Below are 19736 nucleotides of genomic sequence, written 5' to 3' on the forward strand. Positions count from 1 at the left end.
GTCAGGGAAACGAGAGCGCGTCCGGGCCGAGGGGCGGTACCAGCCCCTCGGCCGCCGCGCGTGTGAGCAGGCCGCGGATCGCGGCGTAGCCGTCCTCGCCGAGGCCGGCGGTGAACTCGTTCACGTACAACCCGATGTGCTGGTCCGCCACGGCCGGGTCCATCTCCTGGGCGTGCGCCATCACGTACGGCCGGGAGGCCTCGGGGTCGTCCCAGGCGGCCCGTACGGAGGCGCGGACGGAGTCGGCGAGCCGGGTCAGCGTGTCGGCGCCCAGCGAGCGCTTGGCGATGATCGCGCCGAGCGGGATGGGCAGCCCGGTGGTCTTCTCCCAGTGCTCGCCCATGTCGGCGAGCTTGTGCAGCCCGTAGTTCTGGTAGGTGAACCGGGCCTCGTGGATGACCAGTCCGGCGTCCACCTTGCCGTCCCGGACGGCCGGCATGATCTCGTGGAACGGCAGGACGACGATCTCGCCGACCCCGCTGTCCGGCAGCGTGTCCGCCGCCCACAGGCGGAAGAGGAGATAGGCGGTCGACTTCTCGCTGGGCACCGCGACCGTACGGCCCGTCAGGTCGAGGCCCGGCTCGCGGGTGAGCACCAGCGGCCCGCAGCCCCGCCCCAGCGCACCGCCGCACGGCAGCAGCGCGTACTCGCCGAGGACGTACGGCAGGACGGCGTACGACACCTTCAGTACGTCGAACTCGCCGCGCTCGGCCATGCCGTTGGTGATGTCGATGTCGGCGAAGGTCACGTCCAGCGCGGGGGCGCCGGGGATCCGGCCGTGGGCGAGGGCGTCGAAGACGAAGGTGTCGTTGGGGCAGGGGGAGTACGCGATCCGCAGGGACCGCTGCTCACTGGTCGTCATGACGGTTCCAACTCTCCAATGCCGGCGCGAGCTTCCCGAAGCCCTCGGTGAGGGCCGTGAGGGCGTCGCCGATGCGCCAGGCGGCCCGGTCGCGCGGGCCGACCGGGTTGGAGACCGCGCGGATCTCCAGCACCGGCGTTCCGTGCGCGGCGGCCGCCTCCGCCACCCCGAACCCCTCCATGCCCTCGGCGAGCGCCCGCGGGTGCCGGGCGCACAGCTCGGTGGCGCGGGCGGCGGTGCCGGTGACGGTGGAGACGGTCAGGACGGTGCCGGCCGGGGCGCCGGTGGCCTGGCAGGCGGCCCGCACCAGTGATCCCGGCGGGTGGTGGGTGACGGTCCCGAAGCCGAGTTCGGTGACCGGGACGAAGCCGTCGGCGGTCTCGGCGCCCAGGTCGGCCACGGTGATCCGGTCGGCGACGACGAGCGAGCCGACGGGCGCCCCGGGCTGGAAGCCGCCGCCGATCCCGGCCGAGACGACCAGGTCGTACGGGGCGCCGGCGAGGCGGGCCGCGGTGAGTGCCGCGGAGACGGAGGCCGCGGCGAGGGCCGGGCCGACACCCGCGTCGAGCAGGTCCCAGCCGCCGGCCGTACGCGTCAGACCCGCGCCGGGCAGCCAGACCTGCTCCACCGGCGTGGGGAACGCCCGTGCCACCGCGTCCCGCTCTGCCGGGACCGCGGTGGCGACGAGGACTCGTACGACTGGCACGGAGGCCGTGATCAGGTGGCCTGCTTCAGCTTGAACGACCACATGCCCTGGTTGGACTTCTCGCCCATCCGGATCGTGACCGTGTTGACGTTGCCCTGGGTGCCGTACTGCTGGTTGAAGAACGCGCTGCCCGGGACGGTGCGGTAGGTCTTCTTGCTGACGTCGGTGAACTGCTGGCCGTTCACCAGGAGCACCCAGCCGGCGTCCGCGATCTTCGGGTCGACACCGACGCGGACCGTCTCGTCCTGGTCGACCTTGATCGACTTGGCGTTGCCGATGTTCTTGACGCACTTCGTCAGCGACTTGGCGTCCAGCGCCTTGCCGTCGTTGTAGCACAGGGCCTCGGAGTTGACCGAGCTGTCGCCGACGGTGACGGTCGCGACGGGCGTCGGCTTCTCGCAGGCCGTGAGCAGGAGCAGTCCGGCGGAAACGGCGCCGGCGGCGGCGACGGCGCGGCGGCGTCGCACAGCGGATTGCAGCGTGGTCATGGCCGAAGGCTATCGGGCGCCCCGAGCCGTCCGCCCACGTGGGGTGCGGCGTGCCCGGTTCGTTACGCCAGCCGTGCCTGCGGTTCGGGAAACCGTGTCCGCTTCGTTATGCCGAGGTCAGGGTGGTGTCCGGCATGTCAGGCCACCCGGGACCGGGCGCGGCCGCCGTGGCGGGCCGAGGCGAGCAGGCCCTTGAGCGTGCTCAGCCAGCCGACCGCCACGAACACCGCGCCGATGAACAGGCCGACGGTGCCGTTGAGCGGCAGCACGATGCCGACGGCACCGCCGAACACCCACGCCATCTGCAGCAGCGTCTCCGAACGGGCGAACGCCGAGGTGCGCACCAGCTCCGGCACGTCCCGCTGGATCAGCGCGTCCAGGGCCAGCTTGGCCAGCGCCTGGCCGAACCCGGCGACGGCCGCGAGGCAGGCCACCAGGAACGCCCCGAAGAACAGGGCGGCCACGATCGTCGTACCGAGCACCACCGCGACGACCGTCACGATGATGATCTCCGGGGCGCGTGATCTCAGCCAGGCCCCGACGGCCGTACCCAGCGCGTTGCCCGCGCCCGCCGCCACGCCCACGATCCCCAGCGAGACCGCCGCGCTCTCGCCGGTCAGCGGGTGCTCGCGCAGCAGGAAGGCGAGGAAGAAGATCAGGAAGCCGGAGAGGCAGCGCAGGGCGGCGTTGGCGCCGAGCGCGTGGGTGACGGCGGGCCCCACGGTCCGCAGCCCCGGCCGCTTCACCTGCTCCTTCTTCCGGTACGGCCCGTGCAGATGCTGCTCGTCGGCGGCGAGCAGCGCCACGTCCTCGCCCTTGGCCGAGTCCACCTTGGGCGGCAGGGAGAACGACAGGAACGTTCCCGCGACGAAGATCACGAAGGCGCCGTACAGCGGCCAGGGATCGCCGACCCTGTGCAGCCCCGCCGCGACCGGCGCGGCCACACCGGTGGCCAGCAGACCGGCCAGGGTGACCCGCGAGTTGGCCTTCACCAGCGAGAACCGGGGCGGCAGCAGCCGAGGTACGACCGCACTGCGGACCACGCCGTACGCCTTGGACGCGACCAGCACCCCCAGCGCGGCGGGATACAGCTCCAGGCTGCCGCTCGCCACGGCGCCCGAGATGACCAGCGCGAGCAGGGCACGGGCCAGCATGGCCCCGGCCATCGCGGCGCGCCGGCCGTGCGGCAGCCGGTCGAGGAGGGGGCCGATGACCGGGGCGAGGACGGTGAAGGGCGCCATCGTGATGGCGAGGTAGAGCGCGACCCGCCCGCGGGCCTCGTCGGTCGGCACCGAGAAGAACACCGTGGAGGCGAGCGCCACGGTGATCATCACGTCGCCCGCGCCGTTGACGGCGTGCAGCTCGATCAGCTTGCCGAGCCCCGACTCGCCCGCCCCGTGGGCATGCGTGGCCTTCCGGATCCCGCGCGCGGTCCCGGTGACCGGGAAGTGCAGGGCACGCCCGACGGAACGGACGGCGCCACCGACCCGGCTCGCACCGCCACCCCGAACACCACGCCTGTCCGCGGTCGCCACGTGCTTCATAGTGCCCTGAGTTGCGGCCGGATAGTGCGGTACGGCACGGAAGAGGCGGGTGCGCGGGCGGGAAAGAATGCCGCATGGCGGCGACGAATCTTCTTCGGTGTAGCGTGCGTGTCTCAGCCATAACGCAGAATGGATGGCAGAGGTGCGCCCAGCGCGCGGATGCAGACGTCGATGCGGTCCTCCGGTCCGCTCCGTCGGCAGGCCCGCCGCCAGGCAGCCGCACTCGACGAGACGGCGTAGGAGAGAAGCGATACCTGTGAGCGCAGCGACAACGCGAAGCCGCACCCCCGACCGCCTGTGCGCCGAGGCGGTCGACCTCGCCCGCGCAGCCGCCGAGGAGGCCGCCGCGCCAGGTGTGGTCGGAGAGCACGTCGGCCTCGTTTCCGAGGGCGATCGCGTTGTCACGCACTTCTTCGAGTGCAAGGAGGGGGGCTACCGCGGCTGGCGCTGGGCGGCGACCGTGGCCCGCGCCTCCCGAGCCAAGATCGTCACGCTCGACGAGGTGGTCCTCGTCCCCGGCCCCGACGCCCTGCTGGCCCCCGAATGGGTCCCGTGGAGCGAGCGGCTGCGCCCGGGCGACCTCGGCCCCGGCGACCTGCTCCCCACCGACCAGGACGACCTGCGCCTGGAGCCCGGCTACACGGGCGAGGAGGAGCCGCCGCCGAGCTCGCCCGTCTCCCAGGAGATGGCGGCCCTGGCGGAGGCGGAGGACGCCGACGTCACCCCCGGCGCCCCCGCCACCCAGCCCACGGTCCCCACCCGGGGCTCGATCGCGGCCGTCGCCGAGGAACTGGGCATGCGCCGGGCCCGGGTCCTCTCCCGCTACGGCCTGCACGTCGCCGCGGACCGCTGGGAGGAGTCGTACGGCCCGAAGACCGCGATGGCCCAGGCGGCCCCGGCCACCTGTATGACCTGCGGCTTCCTGAACCCCGTCGGCGGCTCCCTCGGCCAGGCCTTCGGCGTCTGCGCCAACGAGTTCTCGCCCGCCGACGGCCGTGTGGTCTCCCTGGCCTACGGCTGCGGCGGCCACTCCGAGGCCGCGGTCATGCCCAAGCCCCCCCAGCCGGCCCCGCCGGTCATCGACGAGACCCGGGTGGACCCCTTCCCCCTCCGCCCCGCCCGCGACTCGGGCTCGGTCCCGGAGACGGGCGACGAGGAGACGGCGGAACTGGGCCACTCCTGAGCCCGTGATCGTGAGACTCGCGACGCAGCGGGACGTCCCCGGGTTTCTCGCGCTGGCCGCCCAGGTCGAGCACTGGTTCGGCCCGATGGTGGACGACCCCGGTTTCACCAGCGCCGTGGAGAGGAACATCCGCCGGTCCACGGCCCTGGTCGCCCAGACCCCGGAATCGGATCTGCTCGGTGCCCTGCTCTTCGGCGGTACGGCCCCGGTCCACAAGGTCCACTGGCTGGTCGTCGCGGAGACCGCCCGGGGAAAGGGCGTCGGCCGCGCCCTGATGTCCGAAGCGGCCCGTCGTTTCGGCCACGGACCGGGCACCGTCGAGGTGGTCACGTTCGGCCGGGACCACCCCGGTGCGGCGGCGAGCGGCGCGCGGGCCTTCTACGAGAGCCTCGGCTTCACCCCGTCCGAACCGGCCGCCCCGGGCCCGGAGGGCGGCTCCCGGCAGGTCTACCGCCGGACGGTCTGAGTCGGTGGGTGGAGATTCCCTCGTTCACGTCACTTGCAGTGGCCGCGCCTGCTACCTGTGAACAGTGATGACGCGGTTGCGTACGGTCACTGCCAGGAAGGGGGCGCGGTGTGGGCGAGGAAGAGGAGCCGGGGTGGGAGGTCGACCCGGACGACGAGTGGGGCGTCGCCGTCATCGCCACGGTGGGGCGGCAGTTGAAGCTGCGGCGCGAGGCGCTGGCGATGCGCGCGGCCGACTTCGGCAGGGCCGTCGGGTACGGCGAGGACATGGTCTACAAGGTGGAGGGCGGCAAGCGGATTCCCAGGCCGGAGTACCTCGACAAGGCGGACAAGGTGCTGAAGGCGGGCGGGCTGATCTCCGCGATGATGGAGGACGTGGAGAAGGTCCGGTATCCGAAGAAGGTCCGGGTGCTGGCTGAGATGGAGGGGAAGGCGGTTGAGCTTCAGCTCTACGATCCGCTGAACATCCACGGGCTGTTGCAGGCACCGGAATACGCGCGGGCGTTGTTCAGCATGCACCGACCGGCCCTCACACAGGATCACATCGAACGGGCCACGGAGGCGCGGGTGTCCCGCAAGTCGGTGTTCGAGCGGGATCCAGCGCCCGAACTCAGCTTCATCCTGGAGGAGTGGGTGCTTCGGCGCCCACTGGGCGGCAGGGCGCTTCTCCGGCAGCAGCTGGAACACGCCCTGAAGTTGGGGCAGTTGCGGAATGTCGAAATCCAGGTGATGCCGATGGACCGCCCGGAGCATGCTGGAATCGAGGGCGGTATCGAAGTGCTGAAGTTCGCCGACGGCTCGGCGGTCGGGCGCTCTCCAGGCGTGGCCAACGGCCGTCCGGTTTCCGAGCCGAGGGATCTCCGCGTCCTCGAACTGAGGTATGGCATCATCCGGGCGCAGGCGCTCTCCCCCCGGGAGTCCCTGGCCTTCATCGAAGAACTGCTGGGAGAGACATGATCCGCTGGTTCAAGAGCAGCTACAGCAGTAGTAGCGACCCTGACTCCTGCGTCGAAGTGGCCCTCGACTGGGCCACCCCCGCTCCCACCGCCACCACCATCCACATCCGCGACTCCAAGCAGACCGACGGCCCCCGTCTCACCGTCACCCCCCTCGCCTGGACGGAGTTCGTGTCGTACGCCTCCGGCCGCTGATCGGATGAACCCGGCTGCGCCATAAGGGGTGCCGCGTCCCGTCGTAGAGCCCCGCGGGGACCCCGTTCCCCGACCATCGCCGGATGGATCGGTGTATTTCCGGAAGACGGTCGGACCGGCGGCGCGGCAGACGGGCCGCCGCCTGTGTGGGGCTCGCCCTGGTGCTGGGCGTGGGGCAGGGCGCGGCGGCCGCGGCGGGCGAACCCGCGCCCCCGCCGCCGAGGGGGAAGATCCTCGACTTCCCCCTGGCGGCGATCGGGGGGCTGGTCCACCCGGACGCGCCGCCGCCGGGGGCCGACGACTGGAACTGCAGGACCACGCGTGCGCATCCGCGCCCGGTCGTCCTGCTGCACGGGACCTGGGCGAACGCGTACGACGACTGGGGCCTGATGTCCCCGTACCTGAAGCGGCTGGGCTACTGCGTGTTCGCCGCCGAGTACGGCGGGGCGCCCGGCAACCCGGTCAAGGCCACCGCGCACGTCCCGGTGTCCGCACGGCAGATCGCCGAGTACGTCGACCGCGTGCTGAAGGCCACCGGTGCCCACCAGGTCGACCTCGTCGGGCACTCCCAGGGCGGCGGTCTGACGCCCCGCTGGTACCTGCGGTTCGACGGCGGCACGGATCCCGCGCACCCGGAACGGAACAAGGTGCACAGCCTCATCGGTCTGGCGCCGTCCAACCACGGCACGACCGGCTCCGGCCTCGGCACCCTGACCACGAAACTGGGGCTCGACAAGCCCGTGTCGCTGGTCCTCGGCGAGGCGTACGAGGACCAGCTCGCCGGCTCCGAGGTCAACACGACGCTGGACCGGGACGGGGACACCCGGCCGGGGGTCGACTACACGGTCATCGCCACCAAGTACGACGAGGTCGTCACCCCGTACACGCACCAGTTCCTGACCGCGGGACCGGGCGCGACCGTCAAGAACATCACGATCCAGGACATCTGCCGCGACGACGCCTCCGAACACCTGTCGATCGCCTACGACTCCAACGCTGCCCAGCTCGTGCGCAACGCCCTCGACCCCGCCCACGCGGCGCCCGTCCGCTGCGGCGCCGCCCTGCCCCTCCTCGGCGGCTGAACGCCGGTCCGCCGCCCCGGCCGCCCCGTTCGCGCTGTACCTTCGTGCTCACGACGACGAGGAGAGGGAACGTGAGCAGCAAGTACGTGCGGCCGGCGGCCGAGGGCGCCGATCCCTTCGGGACGGCCCGGCTGCGCCGTGGTGTCCTCGACGCCTGGGCCACCAGCCCCGCCCGGTTCCGCGAGGACGCCAACGCCGAGGAGGACCTGGTCCTCGGCGGCTACCGGGACCGGCTCGTCGTCGAGCTGGCCCAGAACGCCGCCGATGCCGCCGCCCGGGCGCGGGTGCCGGGGCGGCTCAGGCTCACCCTCCAAGGCGGGGTCCTCGTCGCCGCCAACACCGGTGCCCCGCTGGACGCCGCCGGAGTCGAGTCGCTGTCCACGCTGCGCGCCTCGGCCAAGCGGGACGCCGAGGGCACCCAGGGCGCCGTCGGGCGGTTCGGGGTCGGGTTCGCCGCCGTGCTCGCGGTGACCGACGAACCCGCGATCGTGGGGCGGCACGGGGGTGTGCGCTGGTCGCTCGGCGAGGCGCGGGAGCTGGCCGGCGAGGTCGCCCGGCACAGCCCGGGACTGGGGGACGAGGTCCGGCGCCGGGACGGGCATGTGCCGCTGCTCCGGCTGCCGTTCGCCGCCGAGGGCACCGCCCCGGACCCGTACGACACCGCCGTCATCCTGCCCCTCAGGGACGCGGCCGCCGCCGATCTCGCCGAGCGGCTGCTGAGCGCCGTCGACGACGCGCTGCTCCTCGCCCTGCCGGGCCTGGAGGAGGTGGTGATCGAGGTCGACGGCGACCAGCCCCGCACGCTGCGACGTCGCAGCGAGGGCGCCGTCGTCGTCGTGGAGGACTCGCGGGCGGGCGCCACGCGGTGGCGTACCGCGTCCGCCCACGGGCCGCTCACCCCGGACCTGCTGGCCGACCGGCCGGTTGAGGAGCGGCTGCGGCCCCACTGGTCGGTGACCTGGGCCGTACCCGAGGACGAGGGCGGGCGCCCGGTGCGGCCCCGGACCACGCCCGTCGTGCACGCGCCGACCCCGAGCGACGAACCCCTCGGCGTCCCCGCTCTGCTCATCGCCTCCTTCCCCCTCGACACCACCCGCCGGCACACGGCCCCCGGTCCGCTCACCGACTTCCTGGTGCAGCGCGCCGCCGACTCCTACGCCGAACTGCTCGCCGACTGGCGGCCGGTGACGGACGGCATCATCGACCTCGTACCGGGACCGCTCGGCAAGGGCGCGCTGGACGGGGCGCTGCGGCAGGCCGTGCTGGAGCGGCTGCCGCGCACCGAGTTCCTCCCACCCGCCCACCCGGCCCTCCTGCCGCCCGCCGTCCGGCCCGAGAGCCACGACACCGACCTGCCCGAAGCCCTCCGGCCCCGGGACGCCGAGGTCGTGGAGGGCGCCGGGGCGGACACCGTACGGGTGCTCGCCGAGGTGCTGCCCACACTGCTGCCCGCCGGTCTGGAGCGGCGCGTGGAACTGCGCACGCTCGGCGTCGCCCGGCTGCGGCTCGCCGACGCCATCGACCGGCTCGCCGGTCTGGAGAAGGACCCCGACTGGTGGTGGCGGCTCTACGACAGCCTCGCCGGGGTGGATCCGGAGCGGCTGTCCGGGCTTCCGGTGCCCCTTGCGGACGGGCGGACCACCATCGGACCCCGGCAGGTCCTCCTCCCCACCGCCGACGTCGCCCGTGTCGACGCGGACGTCCTCGGCCGGCTCGGGCTGAAGGTGGCCCACGAGGACGCCGCGCACCCGCTGCTGGAGAAGCTGGGCGCGCTGCCCGCCACCCCGCGCGCGGTGCTCACCACCCCGCAGGTGCGGGCCGCCGTCGCCGCCTCGCTGGAGGACGAGGGGATCGGCTGGGAGGAGGACGCGCCGGACGCCGAGGAACTGGCCGACACCGTCCTGTCGTTGGTCCGCGACGCGGGCCTGGAGCCCGGTGACGAGCCCTGGCTGGGGGCCCTCGCACTGCCCGACGAGGACGGCGAACCGGCCCCCGCCGGTGAACTCGTCTTCCCCGGCAGCCCCTTCGCCCGCGTGATCCGCGAGGGCGAACTGGCCGCCGTGGACCGCGACCTGGCCGACAAATGGGGCGAGCAGCCGCTGGCCGCCTGTGGGGTGCTCGCGAACTTCGCGCTGGTCCGCGCCGCCGACGTCGTCCTCGACCCGGACGAACTGGAGCCCCGGGAGGGCGACTTCGCGGAGCCCGACGACGCCGGGCTGCTGGACGCGGTCGACGTGTGGTGCGAGGACATCCTCGACCGCTTCCCGGACAGCCCGGTGCCTCCGGTCGCCACCGAGCTGGTCGCCGTACGCGATCTGGACCTGGTGGACGACGAGCACTGGCCGCAGGCGCTCGCGCTGCTCGCGCAGCCGCCGCTGCGGGACGCCCTCACCCAGCCGGTCCGCATCCTGCTGCACGACGGCACCCACGAGATCGTGCGGCCGTACACCGCGTGGTGGCTGCGCGGGCATCCGGTGCTCGACGGGCGCCGGCCCGCCGGTCTCCTCGCGGCGGGCGGCGACCCGCTGCTGCGCGGCCTGTACGACGAGGCCGACGCGACCGGGTTCGAGGACGAGCAGGTGCTGCGGGCCCTGGGCGTACGGACCTCCGTCGCGGCCCTGCTGGACGAGCCCGGCGGCGCCGCCGAGCTGCTGGACCGGCTGGCCGACCCCGAGCGATCGGTCACCTCGGCACAACTGCACGGGTTGTACGGGGCGTTGGCGGAGCTGGACCCGGAGCAGGTGACCCTGCCGGACGAGCTGCGGGCCGTGGTCGACGGCCGGGTGGAGGTGGTGGACGCGGCCGAGGCGGTCGTGGTCGACTCGCCCGACCTGCTGCCGTTCACCTCCGGGGTGCCGCTGCTGCCCGTCCGTCCGGCCCGGGCCGCCGAGCTGGCGGAGCTGTTCCAGGTGCGGCGGCTGAGCGAGTCCGTGACCGGCGAGGTGCACTCCGAGGGGGCCGAGCACGAGGTTCCGGAGCCGGTACGGGTACTGCTGGGACCGCGGACGCCGGAGACCTACGTCGAGCACGAGGAACTGGTCGTGGACGGCGTGGAGATCGACTGGCGGCTCACCGACGACGGGGTGCTGCACGCGGCCACGCTGGAGGGCGTCGCGGCGGGCCTGGCCTGGGCGTCCGGACAGTGGCCGCGGCGCTTCGAGGTGGCCGCCCTGCTGGAGGACCCGTCCCGCACGGAGGAGCTGGCCAGGGACCGCTGGTTCGACTGACCACCGGAATTCGCTGCCGTAAACTTCCCGTCATGGAAGAGCAATCCGGTCATAAAATCTGGCCGGATTGCTCTCTTGCCGTACAACCAGCTCCTGGGGTCATGGATCTGATCGCGTGAGTCGACCGACTCCAAGATCACTTCTCCCTCCAGGGGAACGCACATGCGCATACGTGCCACCGTGGCCGCCGTCTCCGGCGCCCTGGCCCTCTCCGCCCTCGCAGTCCCGGCCGCGCAGGCCGTCACCGACTCGGGCACCCCGTACACGCTGAACGCGAGCTTCTCCAACGTCTCGATCGCCAAGTCGATCAAGGTGGGCAGCACCAACGAGGTCAGCGTCTCGTACTCGTACACGCTGACGCACGGCTCCGACGTGAACATCGCCGCGAGCGACTTCTACACGGACGCCTTCCTGTACCACGGCACCTACAGCGACACGGCCCCCGAGCTGTACGGCGACAACCCGGCGACCTGCACCGCCACCTCGTCGACGACGGCCACCTGCAAGGGCTCCGTCAACATCTACCCGACCGACGCCGACCCGAAGATCGCGGACGCCGGCACCTGGAACGTGGCCGCCGAGGCTGTCGCCTTCAACGGCCAGGACCAGCAGAACCCCGATATGAGCAAGGTCGGCTACAAGGACCAGAGCGGCCTCGGCACCACGCTGGTGCAGCGCTACTCCAAGCTGACGACCACCGTGAGCTCGACGTCCGTCTACAAGGGCAAGACCTTCACGGCGTCCGGCAAGCTCTCCCGCGCCGACTGGGACGACAACCTGTACCACGGCTACGCCAACCAGCCGGTCAAGCTCCAGTTCCGCAAGGCCGGCACCACCACGTACACCACGATCAAGACGGTGTACACGGACTCGTACGGCAACCTGAAAACCAGTGCCACCGTGAACTACAGCGGCTACTGGCGCTTCAGCTTCGCCGGTACCACGACCACCCCGGCGGTCAGCGCCACGGGTGTCTACGTGGCCGCGAAGTAGTCACCCCCTAGTCGGGAAAGCGGCGGTCGACCCACTTCCAGAGCCACTCCAGGGCGGCCGCCGCCACCACCGCGATGCCGACGGCCGTCCACGGCATCGTGACCCCGACCAGCTTCAGCGCGAAGAAGTCCTGCATCGCCGGGACGGCCAGGACCAGCAGGAACGCCACTCCCATCGCGGCCACCAGGGTCAGCCGCCACCAGGTGTAGGGGCGGGCGATGATCGCCAGGATCCACAGGGAGACCAGGAAGAGCGTGAGGGTGGCCGCGCTTGTCTCGGCGTCCAGCCGGCCGGGCCCGGTGTAGTAGTCGCGGCCGATCAGATACGTCACGAAGGTCGCCACCCCCGCCACCACGCCACCCGGAATCGAGTACCGCATGACCCTGCGCACGAAGTGCGGTTTCGCCCGCTCCTTGTTGGGCGCCAGGGCCAGGAAGAACGCCGGGACGCCGATGGTGAGGGTGGACAGCAGGGTCAGGTGCCTCGGCAGGAACGGATACTCCACCTGCCAGCACACCACCAGGACGGCCAGCAGCACCGAGTAGACGGTCTTCACCAGGAACAGCGTGGCGACCCGCGTGATGTTGCCGATCACCCGCCGGCCCTCGCCCACCACCGACGGCAGGCTCGCGAAGCTGTTGTTCAGCAGTACGATCTGCGCCACCGCCCGCGTCGCCTCCGAGCCCGAGCCCATGGCGACCCCGATGTCGGCGTCCTTCAGCGCGAGCACGTCGTTCACGCCGTCTCCGGTCATCGCGACCGTGTGCCCGTGCGACTGCAGCGCCCCGACCATGTCCCGCTTCTGCCGCGGGCCGACCCGCCCGAAGATCGTGCCCTGGTCCAGCGCGTGCGCCATCCCCGCCCGGCCGGCGGGCAGGTGCCGCGCGTCCACCGTCGTACCCGCCAGCCCCAGCTTGGCGGCGACCGCGCCGACCGACACCGCGTTGTCGCCGGAGATGACCTTGGCGCGGACGTTCTGGTCCGCGAAGTAGCGCAGGGTGTCGGCGGCGTCCGGCCGCAGCCGCTGTTCCAGGACGACGAGGGCGGTGGGGCGGGCGCCGCGGGCCGGCTCGGGGTCGTCCAGGTCGCGGCTCGCCCGGGTCAGCAGCAGCACCCGCAGGCCCTGCTCGTTGAGGCGCCCGGTCTCGGCCAGGGCCGGGTCGCCGTCGGCGAGCAGGACGTCCGGGGCGCCCAGCAGCCAGGTGCTGATCTCGCCGTCGGCCTCGCTGAACGCGGCCCCGCTGTACTTGCGGGCCGAGGAGAAGGGCAGCGACTCCACGCAGCGCCAGTCCTCGCTGTCCGGGTAGGCGTCGATGATCGCCTGGAGGGAGGCGTTGGGGCGCGGGTCGGACTCGCCGAGGGCGCCGAGCACCTTGCGCACATGACCCTCGTCGGCCCCGTCGAGCGCCCGCAGCTCGGTGACGTCCATGCCGCCCTCGGTGAGCGTGCCGGTCTTGTCCAGGCAGACGGTGTCGACGCGGGCCAGGCCCTCGATCGCCGGCAGCTCCTGCACCAGGCACTGTTTCCGGCCGAGCCGGATGACCCCGATGGCGAAGGCGACCGAGGTGAGCAGCACCAGCCCCTCCGGGACCATGGGGACGATGCCGCCGACCGTGCGGGCGACGGAGTCCTTGAAGCCGTTGCTCTTGACGACGAACTGGGTGATGACGAGTCCGACGGCCGCCGGGACCATCATCCAGGTGACGTACTTGAGAATCGTGGAGATGCCGGTGCGCAGCTCGGAGTGGACCAGGGTGAAGCGGGCGGCCTCCGCGGAGAGCTGGGCGGCGTAGGCCTCGCGGCCGACCCTGGTCGCCTGGAAGGCGCCGCCGCCCGCGACGACGAAGCTGCCGGACATGACCGGGTCGCCGGGGCGTTTGACGACGGGGTCGGCCTCACCGGTGAGCAGCGACTCGTCGATCTCCAGCCCGTCGGCCTCGACGCAGACCCCGTCCACCACGGCCTTGTCCCCCGGCCCGATCTCCATCAGGTCGTCGAGGACGATCTCATGGGTGGCCACTTCGACGGCCGTCCCGTCCCTCCGGACGGTCGGCCGGGCCTCTCCGATCACCGCGAGCGAGTCGAGGGTCTGCTTGGCCCGCCACTCCTGGACGATGCCGATGCCGGTGTTGGCGAGGATCACGAAGCCGAAGAGGCTGTCCTGGATCGGCGCGACGAACAGCATGATCACCCACAGCACGCCGATGATCGCGTTGAACCGGGTGAAGACGTTCGCCCGGACGATCTCGCCCAGCGACCGGCTGCTGCGCACCGGTACGTCGTTGACCTCGCCGCGGGCGACGCGCTCGGCGACTTCGGCACCGGTCAGCCCTGCCGATCTGGTCATCGGTAGGGCCACCGGATGCACGGGGTCGAGCTCCGCGCCCGCGTCTATGTGGGTCATGTCATCGACGGTACGTGCGGATGTGCCCGCCCGCCCGCTTTCCGGCCGCGGCTAGGGAGTCGACGTCTCCTTCACCGCCGCCGCCCGTTTGATCGCGGCGTCCCGCTTGCGTACGTACCAGATGCCGATCAGCCCCAGCCCGCCCCCGGCCAGGCAGGTCCACAGCCACCACAGATGCCCGTGGTCCTCGAACCAGCCGTAGAAGGGGAGCTGGACGAGGAAGAGGACGAACCAGAGGATCGTGCCGCCGGTGATGGTGGCGACCACGGGGCCCTCCAGGGGCTCGGGCGCCTCGTGCTTGGGGGTCCACTTGGCCATGGGGCACAGCTTACGAGGCGACCGCTTCCTTACCTCTTCCCGATCGTTCTACGCGCGGAGATAGCGATCTGGCGCTCATACGTTCATACTGAAACCGTTTGTCTTTGGCCGCTTCTGTTCGTATGAAACTCCAACAGGGCTCGGGGGAACCCCGTTGGTGATGAGGTCCCGCATGTCCACCTCGGCACCCGCCAAGGCCCCCACCCCTGAAATCCCGGGCGGTGCGCCCGCTCAAGGCGCCCTCGACCGCTACTTCAGGATCTCCGAGCGCGGCAGCTCCGTCGCCCGGGAGATCCGCGGTGGCTTCGCCACCTTCTTCGCGATGGCGTACATCATCGTGCTGAACCCGATCATCCTGGGCAGCGCGAAGGACATGTACGGGCACCACCTGGACAACGGCCAGCTGGTGACGGCGACCGCGCTGACGGCCGCGTTCACCACGCTGCTCATGGGTGTCATCGGCAACGTCCCGATCGCGCTCGCCGCGGGCCTCGGCGTGAACTCGGTCGTCGCGCTTCAGCTGGCGCCCCGGATGTCCTGGCCGGACGCGATGGGCATGGTCGTACTCGCCGGCTTCGTGGTCATGCTGCTGGTCGCCACGGGTCTGCGCGAGCGGGTGATGAACGCCGTGCCGTTCGGGCTGCGCAAGGCCATCTCGATCGGCATCGGCCTGTTCATCATGCTGATCGGCCTGGTCGACTCCGGCTTCGTCACCCGGATGCCGGACGCCGCCCAGACCACCGTCCCGGTCCAGCTCGGCGTCGGCGGTCACCTGCACGGCTGGCCGGTGCTGGTCTTCATCCTGGGCGTGCTGCTGACCTTCGCGCTGTTCGTCCGCAAGGTGCCGGGCGCGATCCTGATCTCGATCGTCGGCATGACCGTCCTCGCGGTGATCCTCAACGCCGTCACCACCATCCCGTCCTGGGGCCTGACGGTCCCGAAGTGGCCGGGCAACCCGGTCGCCAGCCCCGACTTCGGCCTGGTCGGCCAGGTCAGCCCGTTCGGCGGCTTCTCCAAGGTCGGCGTGCTGACCGGCGTCCTCTTCGTCTTCACGGTCCTGCTGTCGTGCTTCTTCGACGCGATGGGCACGATCATGGGCGTCAGCGACGAGGCCAAGCTGACCGACGCCGAGGGCTACATGCCCGGCATCAACCGGGTGCTGTTCATCGACGGCCTCGCGGTCGCGGCGGGCGGCGCCAGCTCGTCCTCGGCCACCACCGCGTTCGTGGAGTCCACGGCCGGTGTCGGCGAGGGCGCCCGCACGGGCCTGGCGAACGTCGTCACGGGCGGCCTCTTCGCCGTCGCCCTGTTCCTCACCCCGGTCGCCACGATGGTCCCGTCCCAGGCGGCGACCCCGGCGCTGATCGCGGTCGGCTTCCTGATCCTGTCGAACTCCATCAAGGAGATCGACTGGGCGGACTACAGCATCGCGATCCCGGCGTTCGTGACGATGCTGATGATGCCGTTCACCTACTCGATCACCAACGGCATCGGCATGGGCTTCATCACCTTCACGGTGCTGCGCCTGGCCGCCGGCCGGTTCCGGGAGATCCCGGCCGCGATGTACGTCGTCTCGGCGGTCTTCGCCTTCTACTACCTGATGCCGGCCCTGGGCCTGACCTGAGCCATCTGCGGCCACGGCGTCAGGTGACGCCGTAGAACCGCTCCGTCTCCTCGACGGCGGCCTGGAACCGCTCGTCGAAGTCGTCCCGGATGAGCGTGCGGACCACATAGTCCTGCACGCTCATTCCTCTTTTCGCCGCATGGTGCCGGAGTCTTTCGAGCAGCTCTCCGTCTACGCGAAGGCTGAGCACACTGGTCCCCATGCGTACGAGGGTCGCCACATCCGCCCACCCCGTGCGTCACTTTCAGGAACCGACTCACTCATATGGGTGATCGAATGGTTCAGTGGCGGGTATCACGGGCATTCGGGCGTGTCGCGGTGGTCTTTAGCGAGGGTAATGAGTTACTCTAAGGAACATGCCGGACCTCACCCATGGCGACGACGCTGCCGCCGTGAACTCCCTCCGCTCCGCCGTGATGCGACTGTCCCGTCGGCTCAAGCACCAGCGTGTCGACGAGTCGCTGAGCCCCACCGAGATGTCGGTGCTCGGCACCCTCTCCCGCTGCGGCTCGGCCACCCCGGGCGAGCTCGCCCGCAAGGAGCACGTCCAGCCGCCGTCGATGACCCGTATCGTCGCGCTGCTCGAGGCCAAGGGACTGGTCCGGCTGGAGCCGCACCCCGAGGACCGGCGCCAGAAGGTCGTCACCCAGACCGAACAGGCCGAGGCGATGCTCGAGGAGAGCCGCCGCAAGCGCAACGCGTTCCTGGCCGGCCTGGTCGAGGGCCTCGACGAGGACGAGTGGGCCAAACTGCGCGCCGCCGCCCCCGTGCTGGAGAAGCTCGCACACCTGTAAGCCGCTGCCTGAGGAGTGAGCCGTAGGGCGCGCCGGTGCCGAGAGGCCGAACGCGCGGAGCCCCGAAGGGGTGAGCACGATCGGCCTCTCGGCACCGGCTGAGGGCGCCCGTGGCGAACGACCAGAAAAAGAGGAGGCGAACTCGTTTGAGTACGGGATCCGGAACACCTTCCGCCCCCGCACCGACCGCCACTACTACCCCCGCCGCCCGCAAGGGCTCGATGTTCAGCTCGCTGAAGATCCGGAACTACCGCCTCTTCTTCATCGGCCAGGTCGTCTCCAACACCGGCACCTGGATGCAGCGCATCGCCCAGGACTGGCTCGTCCTCGGCCTCACCGGCTCCTCCGCCGCCGTGGGCATCACGACGGCCCTGCAGTTCCTGCCGATGCTCCTCTTCGGCCTCTACGGCGGAGTGCTGGTCGACCGCCTCCCCAAGCGCCCCACACTGCTGGGCACCCAGGCCTCCATGGCCGTGACCGGCCTGGCGCTCGCCTTCCTCACGCTCACCGGCCACGTCCAGGTCTGGCACGTCTACGTCGCCGCCTTCGCCGTCGGCCTCGCCACGGTCCTCGACAACCCGGCCCGTCAGTCCTTCGTCTCCGAGATGGTCGGCCCCGCGCAACTGCAGAACGCCGTCAGCCTGAACTCGGCGAACTTCCAGTCCGCCCGCCTGGTCGGCCCGGCCGTCGCCGGCCTGATGATCACCGGCGTGGGCACCGGCTGGGCGTTCCTCGTCAACGGCCTGTCCTTCCTCGCGCCCATCACCGGCCTGCTGCTGATGCGCGCCCGCGAACTGCACGTCGTCGAGCGCACGCCGCGCGGCAAGGGCCAGCTGCGCGAGGGCCTGCAGTACGTGGCGGGGCGCCCGGAGCTGATCTGGCCGATCGTCCTCGTCGGCTTCATCGGCACCTTCGGCTTCAACTTCCCGGTGTGGCTGTCGGCCTACGCGGGCGGCGTCTTCCACTCCGGCGCCGGCTCCTACAGCCTCTTCAACACCCTGATGGCCGTCGGCTCCCTGTGCGGCGCCCTGCTGGCCGCCCGGCGCGGCACGGCCCGGCTGCGCGTCCTGATCGCCGCCGCGCTGGCCTTCGGCGCGCTGGAGGTGGCGGCCGCACTGGCCCCGTCGTACTGGCTGTTCGCGCTGCTCATGGTCCCGATCGGGGTCTTCGGCCTGACGGTCAACGTCACCGCCAACACCGCGGTCCAGATGGCCACCGACCCGGCCATGCGCGGCCGGGTGATGTCCCTGTTCATGATGGTGTTCATGGGCGGTACGCCGCTGGGTGCGCCGGTCGTCGGCTGGATCACCGACACCTACGGCCCCCGGGTCGGCTTCGCCCTCGGCGGCGCCGTCTCGGCCGCGGCCGCCGCCGGCATCGGCCTGGTCCTGGCCCGCATCGGCGGTCTGCGACTGGCGGTGGGCTGGCACCACGGCCACCCGCGGGTCCGTTTCGTCCCGCGCGAGCGGGAGCAACTGGCCACGGCTGCATAGGTGATGTGCGAAAGCGGCTGTGTCCCCGTACGGATGCGTGTCTGTGTCGATCGCGGGCGTGGCGATCGTCACATGAGATGACTTATGCCATCACGCACCCTCTGGTACCCGTATGGGACAGGAGCATCCGTATGGCATCACAGGCATCGACCCCGAGACCCCGCTCGCGCGTGCGGCAGCTGACGGCGGTCGCGCTGACCCTGACCACGGTCGGCGCGCTCGCCGCCGCCGCGCCGACCGGGGCCGCCGCCGCACCGCGCGGGGCCGACCGCGGCTTCCAGGAGCGCGACCTCGTCTCCGACCTCGCGGGCAGGGCGGAACGGCAGGACCAGAACCTGGTCAACCCCTGGGGGCTGGTGCGCACGGCGAGCGGGGCGATCAGGGTCTCCAACAACGGCACGAACACGTCCACGGTGTACTCGGGCGCCCGGGACAGCCGGCCGGTCACCTTCCTCTCTCCCGTCGTCCACCTCCCCGATTCCGCCGACCCCACCGGGATCGTGCGCAACGACACCCGCGACTTCCGCTTCACCGTCTCCGGACGCTCCGGCCCGGCGCGGTACATCTTCGCCGGGGAGAACGGCGGCCTCTTCGCCTTCAACGCGAACGTGCACCCGACGAACGCCGTCCAGGTCGCCCAGGAGGACGACGCCGTCTTCAAGGGCCTGACCCTCGTGGACGGCGAGCGGAGGGCCACGAAGGCCGACCGGCGCCGGGCGCGCCTGCTCGTCGCGAACTTCCACGACGCGCGCATCGACGTCTTCGACGCCGGCTTCAAGCTGGTGAAGCAGCCCGCCGGCGCGTTCCGGGACCGCCGGATCCCCAAGGGCTTCGCGCCCTTCGACGTCAAGAACATCGGCGGCAGGATCTTCGTCACCTACGCCAAGCAGGATGCGGACAGGCACGACGACGTCGCAGGTCCGGGCAACGGCTTCATCGACGTGTTCAGCACCGGGGGCAGACTGCTCCAGCGTTTCGCCAGGCATGGGGTGCTCAACTCGCCCTGGGGTCTGGAGACGGCTCCCAAGGGCTTCGGGAAGTTCGGCGGCGACCTGCTCGTCGGCAACTTCGGCGACGGCCGCATCAACGCCTTCGACCTCAGGACGGGCCGGTTCGAGGGGACCCTGAGGTGCCCCGACGGCTCGCCGGTCGTGATCGAGGGTCTGTGGGGGCTGCAGCGGGGCACCGCCCGGTCCGGCGGCACGGACAGCATCTGGTTCGCGGCGGGAATCGAGGACGAGCAGCACGGGCTGCTCGGCACCCTGCGCCCCGAACGCTGACCCGCCGGCCCCACCCGGGGCCGGGGGGCGCCCGGGGGGGCCACCCCCCCGGGCCGCCCCCGCCCCCGCCCCGGGGTGCCCGCGCCCGCGGGGTACCGGTCCGGCGGGGCGCACCCCGTGGG

General features: G+C 71.7%; 18 protein-coding genes. 11 read left to right on the forward strand and 7 right to left on the reverse strand.

The window, feature by feature from the left end:
* Position 1: 1 nt before the first annotated feature.
* From ACWGJ5_RS15575 to ACWGJ5_RS15590, 4 genes are all read right to left on the reverse strand, one after another.
* Positions 2–862 (reverse strand): 1,4-dihydroxy-6-naphthoate synthase, encoded by an 861-nt coding sequence (locus tag ACWGJ5_RS15575; protein WP_453310243.1) that lies wholly within the window; start codon positions 860–862, stop codon positions 2–4.
* Positions 849–1568 carry a futalosine hydrolase gene (locus tag ACWGJ5_RS15580; RefSeq protein WP_453310244.1) on the reverse strand — a complete coding sequence of 240 codons (720 nt, stop codon included), beginning with the start codon at positions 1566–1568 and terminating at the stop codon, positions 849–851. Before ACWGJ5_RS15580 ends, ACWGJ5_RS15575 begins: the two co-directional genes overlap by 14 nt.
* Before the next feature lie 11 nt (positions 1569–1579).
* Complete coding sequence (locus ACWGJ5_RS15585) at positions 1580–2056, reverse strand: DUF2771 domain-containing protein (RefSeq protein WP_453310245.1); 477 nt, start codon at positions 2054–2056, stop codon at positions 1580–1582.
* Between the two features lie 137 nt (positions 2057–2193).
* Positions 2194–3600 (reverse strand): MFS transporter, encoded by a 1407-nt coding sequence (locus tag ACWGJ5_RS15590; protein WP_453310246.1) that lies wholly within the window; start codon positions 3598–3600, stop codon positions 2194–2196.
* Between the two features lie 256 nt (positions 3601–3856).
* Here ACWGJ5_RS15590 and ACWGJ5_RS15595 point away from each other — a divergent pair, with 256 nt between their 5' ends.
* The 7 genes from ACWGJ5_RS15595 to ACWGJ5_RS15625 all read left to right on the forward strand — a co-directional run bounded on the left by ACWGJ5_RS15595 (position 3857) and on the right by ACWGJ5_RS15625 (position 11701).
* Entirely contained in the window at positions 3857–4783 is a 927-nt protein-coding gene (locus ACWGJ5_RS15595; protein WP_453310247.1) for a DUF3027 domain-containing protein, read from the forward strand.
* Between the two features lie 4 nt (positions 4784–4787).
* The gene (locus ACWGJ5_RS15600; protein ID WP_453310248.1) at positions 4788–5249 is read left to right on the forward strand and encodes a GNAT family N-acetyltransferase; all 462 of its coding nucleotides are present in this window, start codon (positions 4788–4790) and stop codon (positions 5247–5249) included.
* A gap of 110 nt (positions 5250–5359) precedes the next feature.
* The gene (locus ACWGJ5_RS15605; RefSeq protein WP_453310249.1) at positions 5360–6205 is read left to right on the forward strand and encodes a helix-turn-helix domain-containing protein; all 846 of its coding nucleotides are present in this window, start codon (positions 5360–5362) and stop codon (positions 6203–6205) included.
* A complete protein-coding gene (locus ACWGJ5_RS15610; RefSeq protein ID WP_453310250.1) occupies positions 6202–6399 on the forward strand; it encodes a DUF397 domain-containing protein in 198 nt (65 codons plus the stop codon). Before ACWGJ5_RS15605 ends, ACWGJ5_RS15610 begins: the two co-directional genes overlap by 4 nt.
* 83 nt (positions 6400–6482) lie before the next feature.
* Positions 6483–7481 carry an esterase/lipase family protein gene (locus ACWGJ5_RS15615; protein WP_453310251.1) on the forward strand — a complete coding sequence of 333 codons (999 nt, stop codon included), beginning with the start codon at positions 6483–6485 and terminating at the stop codon, positions 7479–7481.
* Between the two features lie 71 nt (positions 7482–7552).
* Complete coding sequence (locus tag ACWGJ5_RS15620) at positions 7553–10708, forward strand: sacsin N-terminal ATP-binding-like domain-containing protein (protein WP_453310252.1); 3156 nt, start codon at positions 7553–7555, stop codon at positions 10706–10708.
* A gap of 162 nt (positions 10709–10870) precedes the next feature.
* Complete coding sequence (locus ACWGJ5_RS15625) at positions 10871–11701, forward strand: hypothetical protein (RefSeq protein WP_453310253.1); 831 nt, start codon at positions 10871–10873, stop codon at positions 11699–11701.
* Between the two features lie 7 nt (positions 11702–11708).
* Here ACWGJ5_RS15625 and ACWGJ5_RS15630 read toward each other — a convergent pair whose 3' ends face one another.
* Positions 11709–14105 (reverse strand): HAD-IC family P-type ATPase, encoded by a 2397-nt coding sequence (locus ACWGJ5_RS15630; protein ID WP_453310254.1) that lies wholly within the window; start codon positions 14103–14105, stop codon positions 11709–11711.
* 51 nt (positions 14106–14156) lie between these two features.
* The gene (locus tag ACWGJ5_RS15635; RefSeq protein ID WP_453310255.1) at positions 14157–14423 is read right to left on the reverse strand and encodes a DUF2530 domain-containing protein; all 267 of its coding nucleotides are present in this window, start codon (positions 14421–14423) and stop codon (positions 14157–14159) included.
* Between the two features lie 172 nt (positions 14424–14595).
* Between ACWGJ5_RS15635 and ACWGJ5_RS15640 the strand changes: the two genes are divergently transcribed.
* Positions 14596–16047: an NCS2 family permease gene (locus ACWGJ5_RS15640; RefSeq protein WP_453310256.1), complete on the forward strand. Its 1452-nt coding sequence runs from the start codon at positions 14596–14598 to the stop codon at positions 16045–16047.
* A 19-nt stretch (positions 16048–16066) separates the two neighbouring features.
* Here ACWGJ5_RS15640 and ACWGJ5_RS15645 read toward each other — a convergent pair whose 3' ends face one another.
* Positions 16067–16249: a ribbon-helix-helix protein, CopG family gene (locus tag ACWGJ5_RS15645; RefSeq protein WP_453310257.1), complete on the reverse strand. Its 183-nt coding sequence runs from the start codon at positions 16247–16249 to the stop codon at positions 16067–16069.
* Positions 16250–16403: 154 nt separating this feature from the next.
* Here ACWGJ5_RS15645 and ACWGJ5_RS15650 point away from each other — a divergent pair, with 154 nt between their 5' ends.
* The 3 genes from ACWGJ5_RS15650 (at position 16404) to ACWGJ5_RS15660 (ending at position 19614) form a co-directional block, all read left to right on the forward strand.
* Complete coding sequence (locus ACWGJ5_RS15650; RefSeq protein ID WP_153543329.1) at positions 16404–16841, forward strand: MarR family winged helix-turn-helix transcriptional regulator; 438 nt, start codon at positions 16404–16406, stop codon at positions 16839–16841.
* A gap of 146 nt (positions 16842–16987) precedes the next feature.
* Entirely contained in the window at positions 16988–18334 is a 1347-nt protein-coding gene (locus ACWGJ5_RS15655) for an MFS transporter (protein WP_453310258.1), read from the forward strand.
* Between the two features lie 131 nt (positions 18335–18465).
* Positions 18466–19614: a TIGR03118 family protein gene (locus ACWGJ5_RS15660; protein WP_453310259.1), complete on the forward strand. Its 1149-nt coding sequence runs from the start codon at positions 18466–18468 to the stop codon at positions 19612–19614.
* Positions 19615–19736: the final 122 nt, after the last annotated feature.

It is taken from the genome of Streptomyces sp. NPDC054783 (assembly GCF_053611725.1).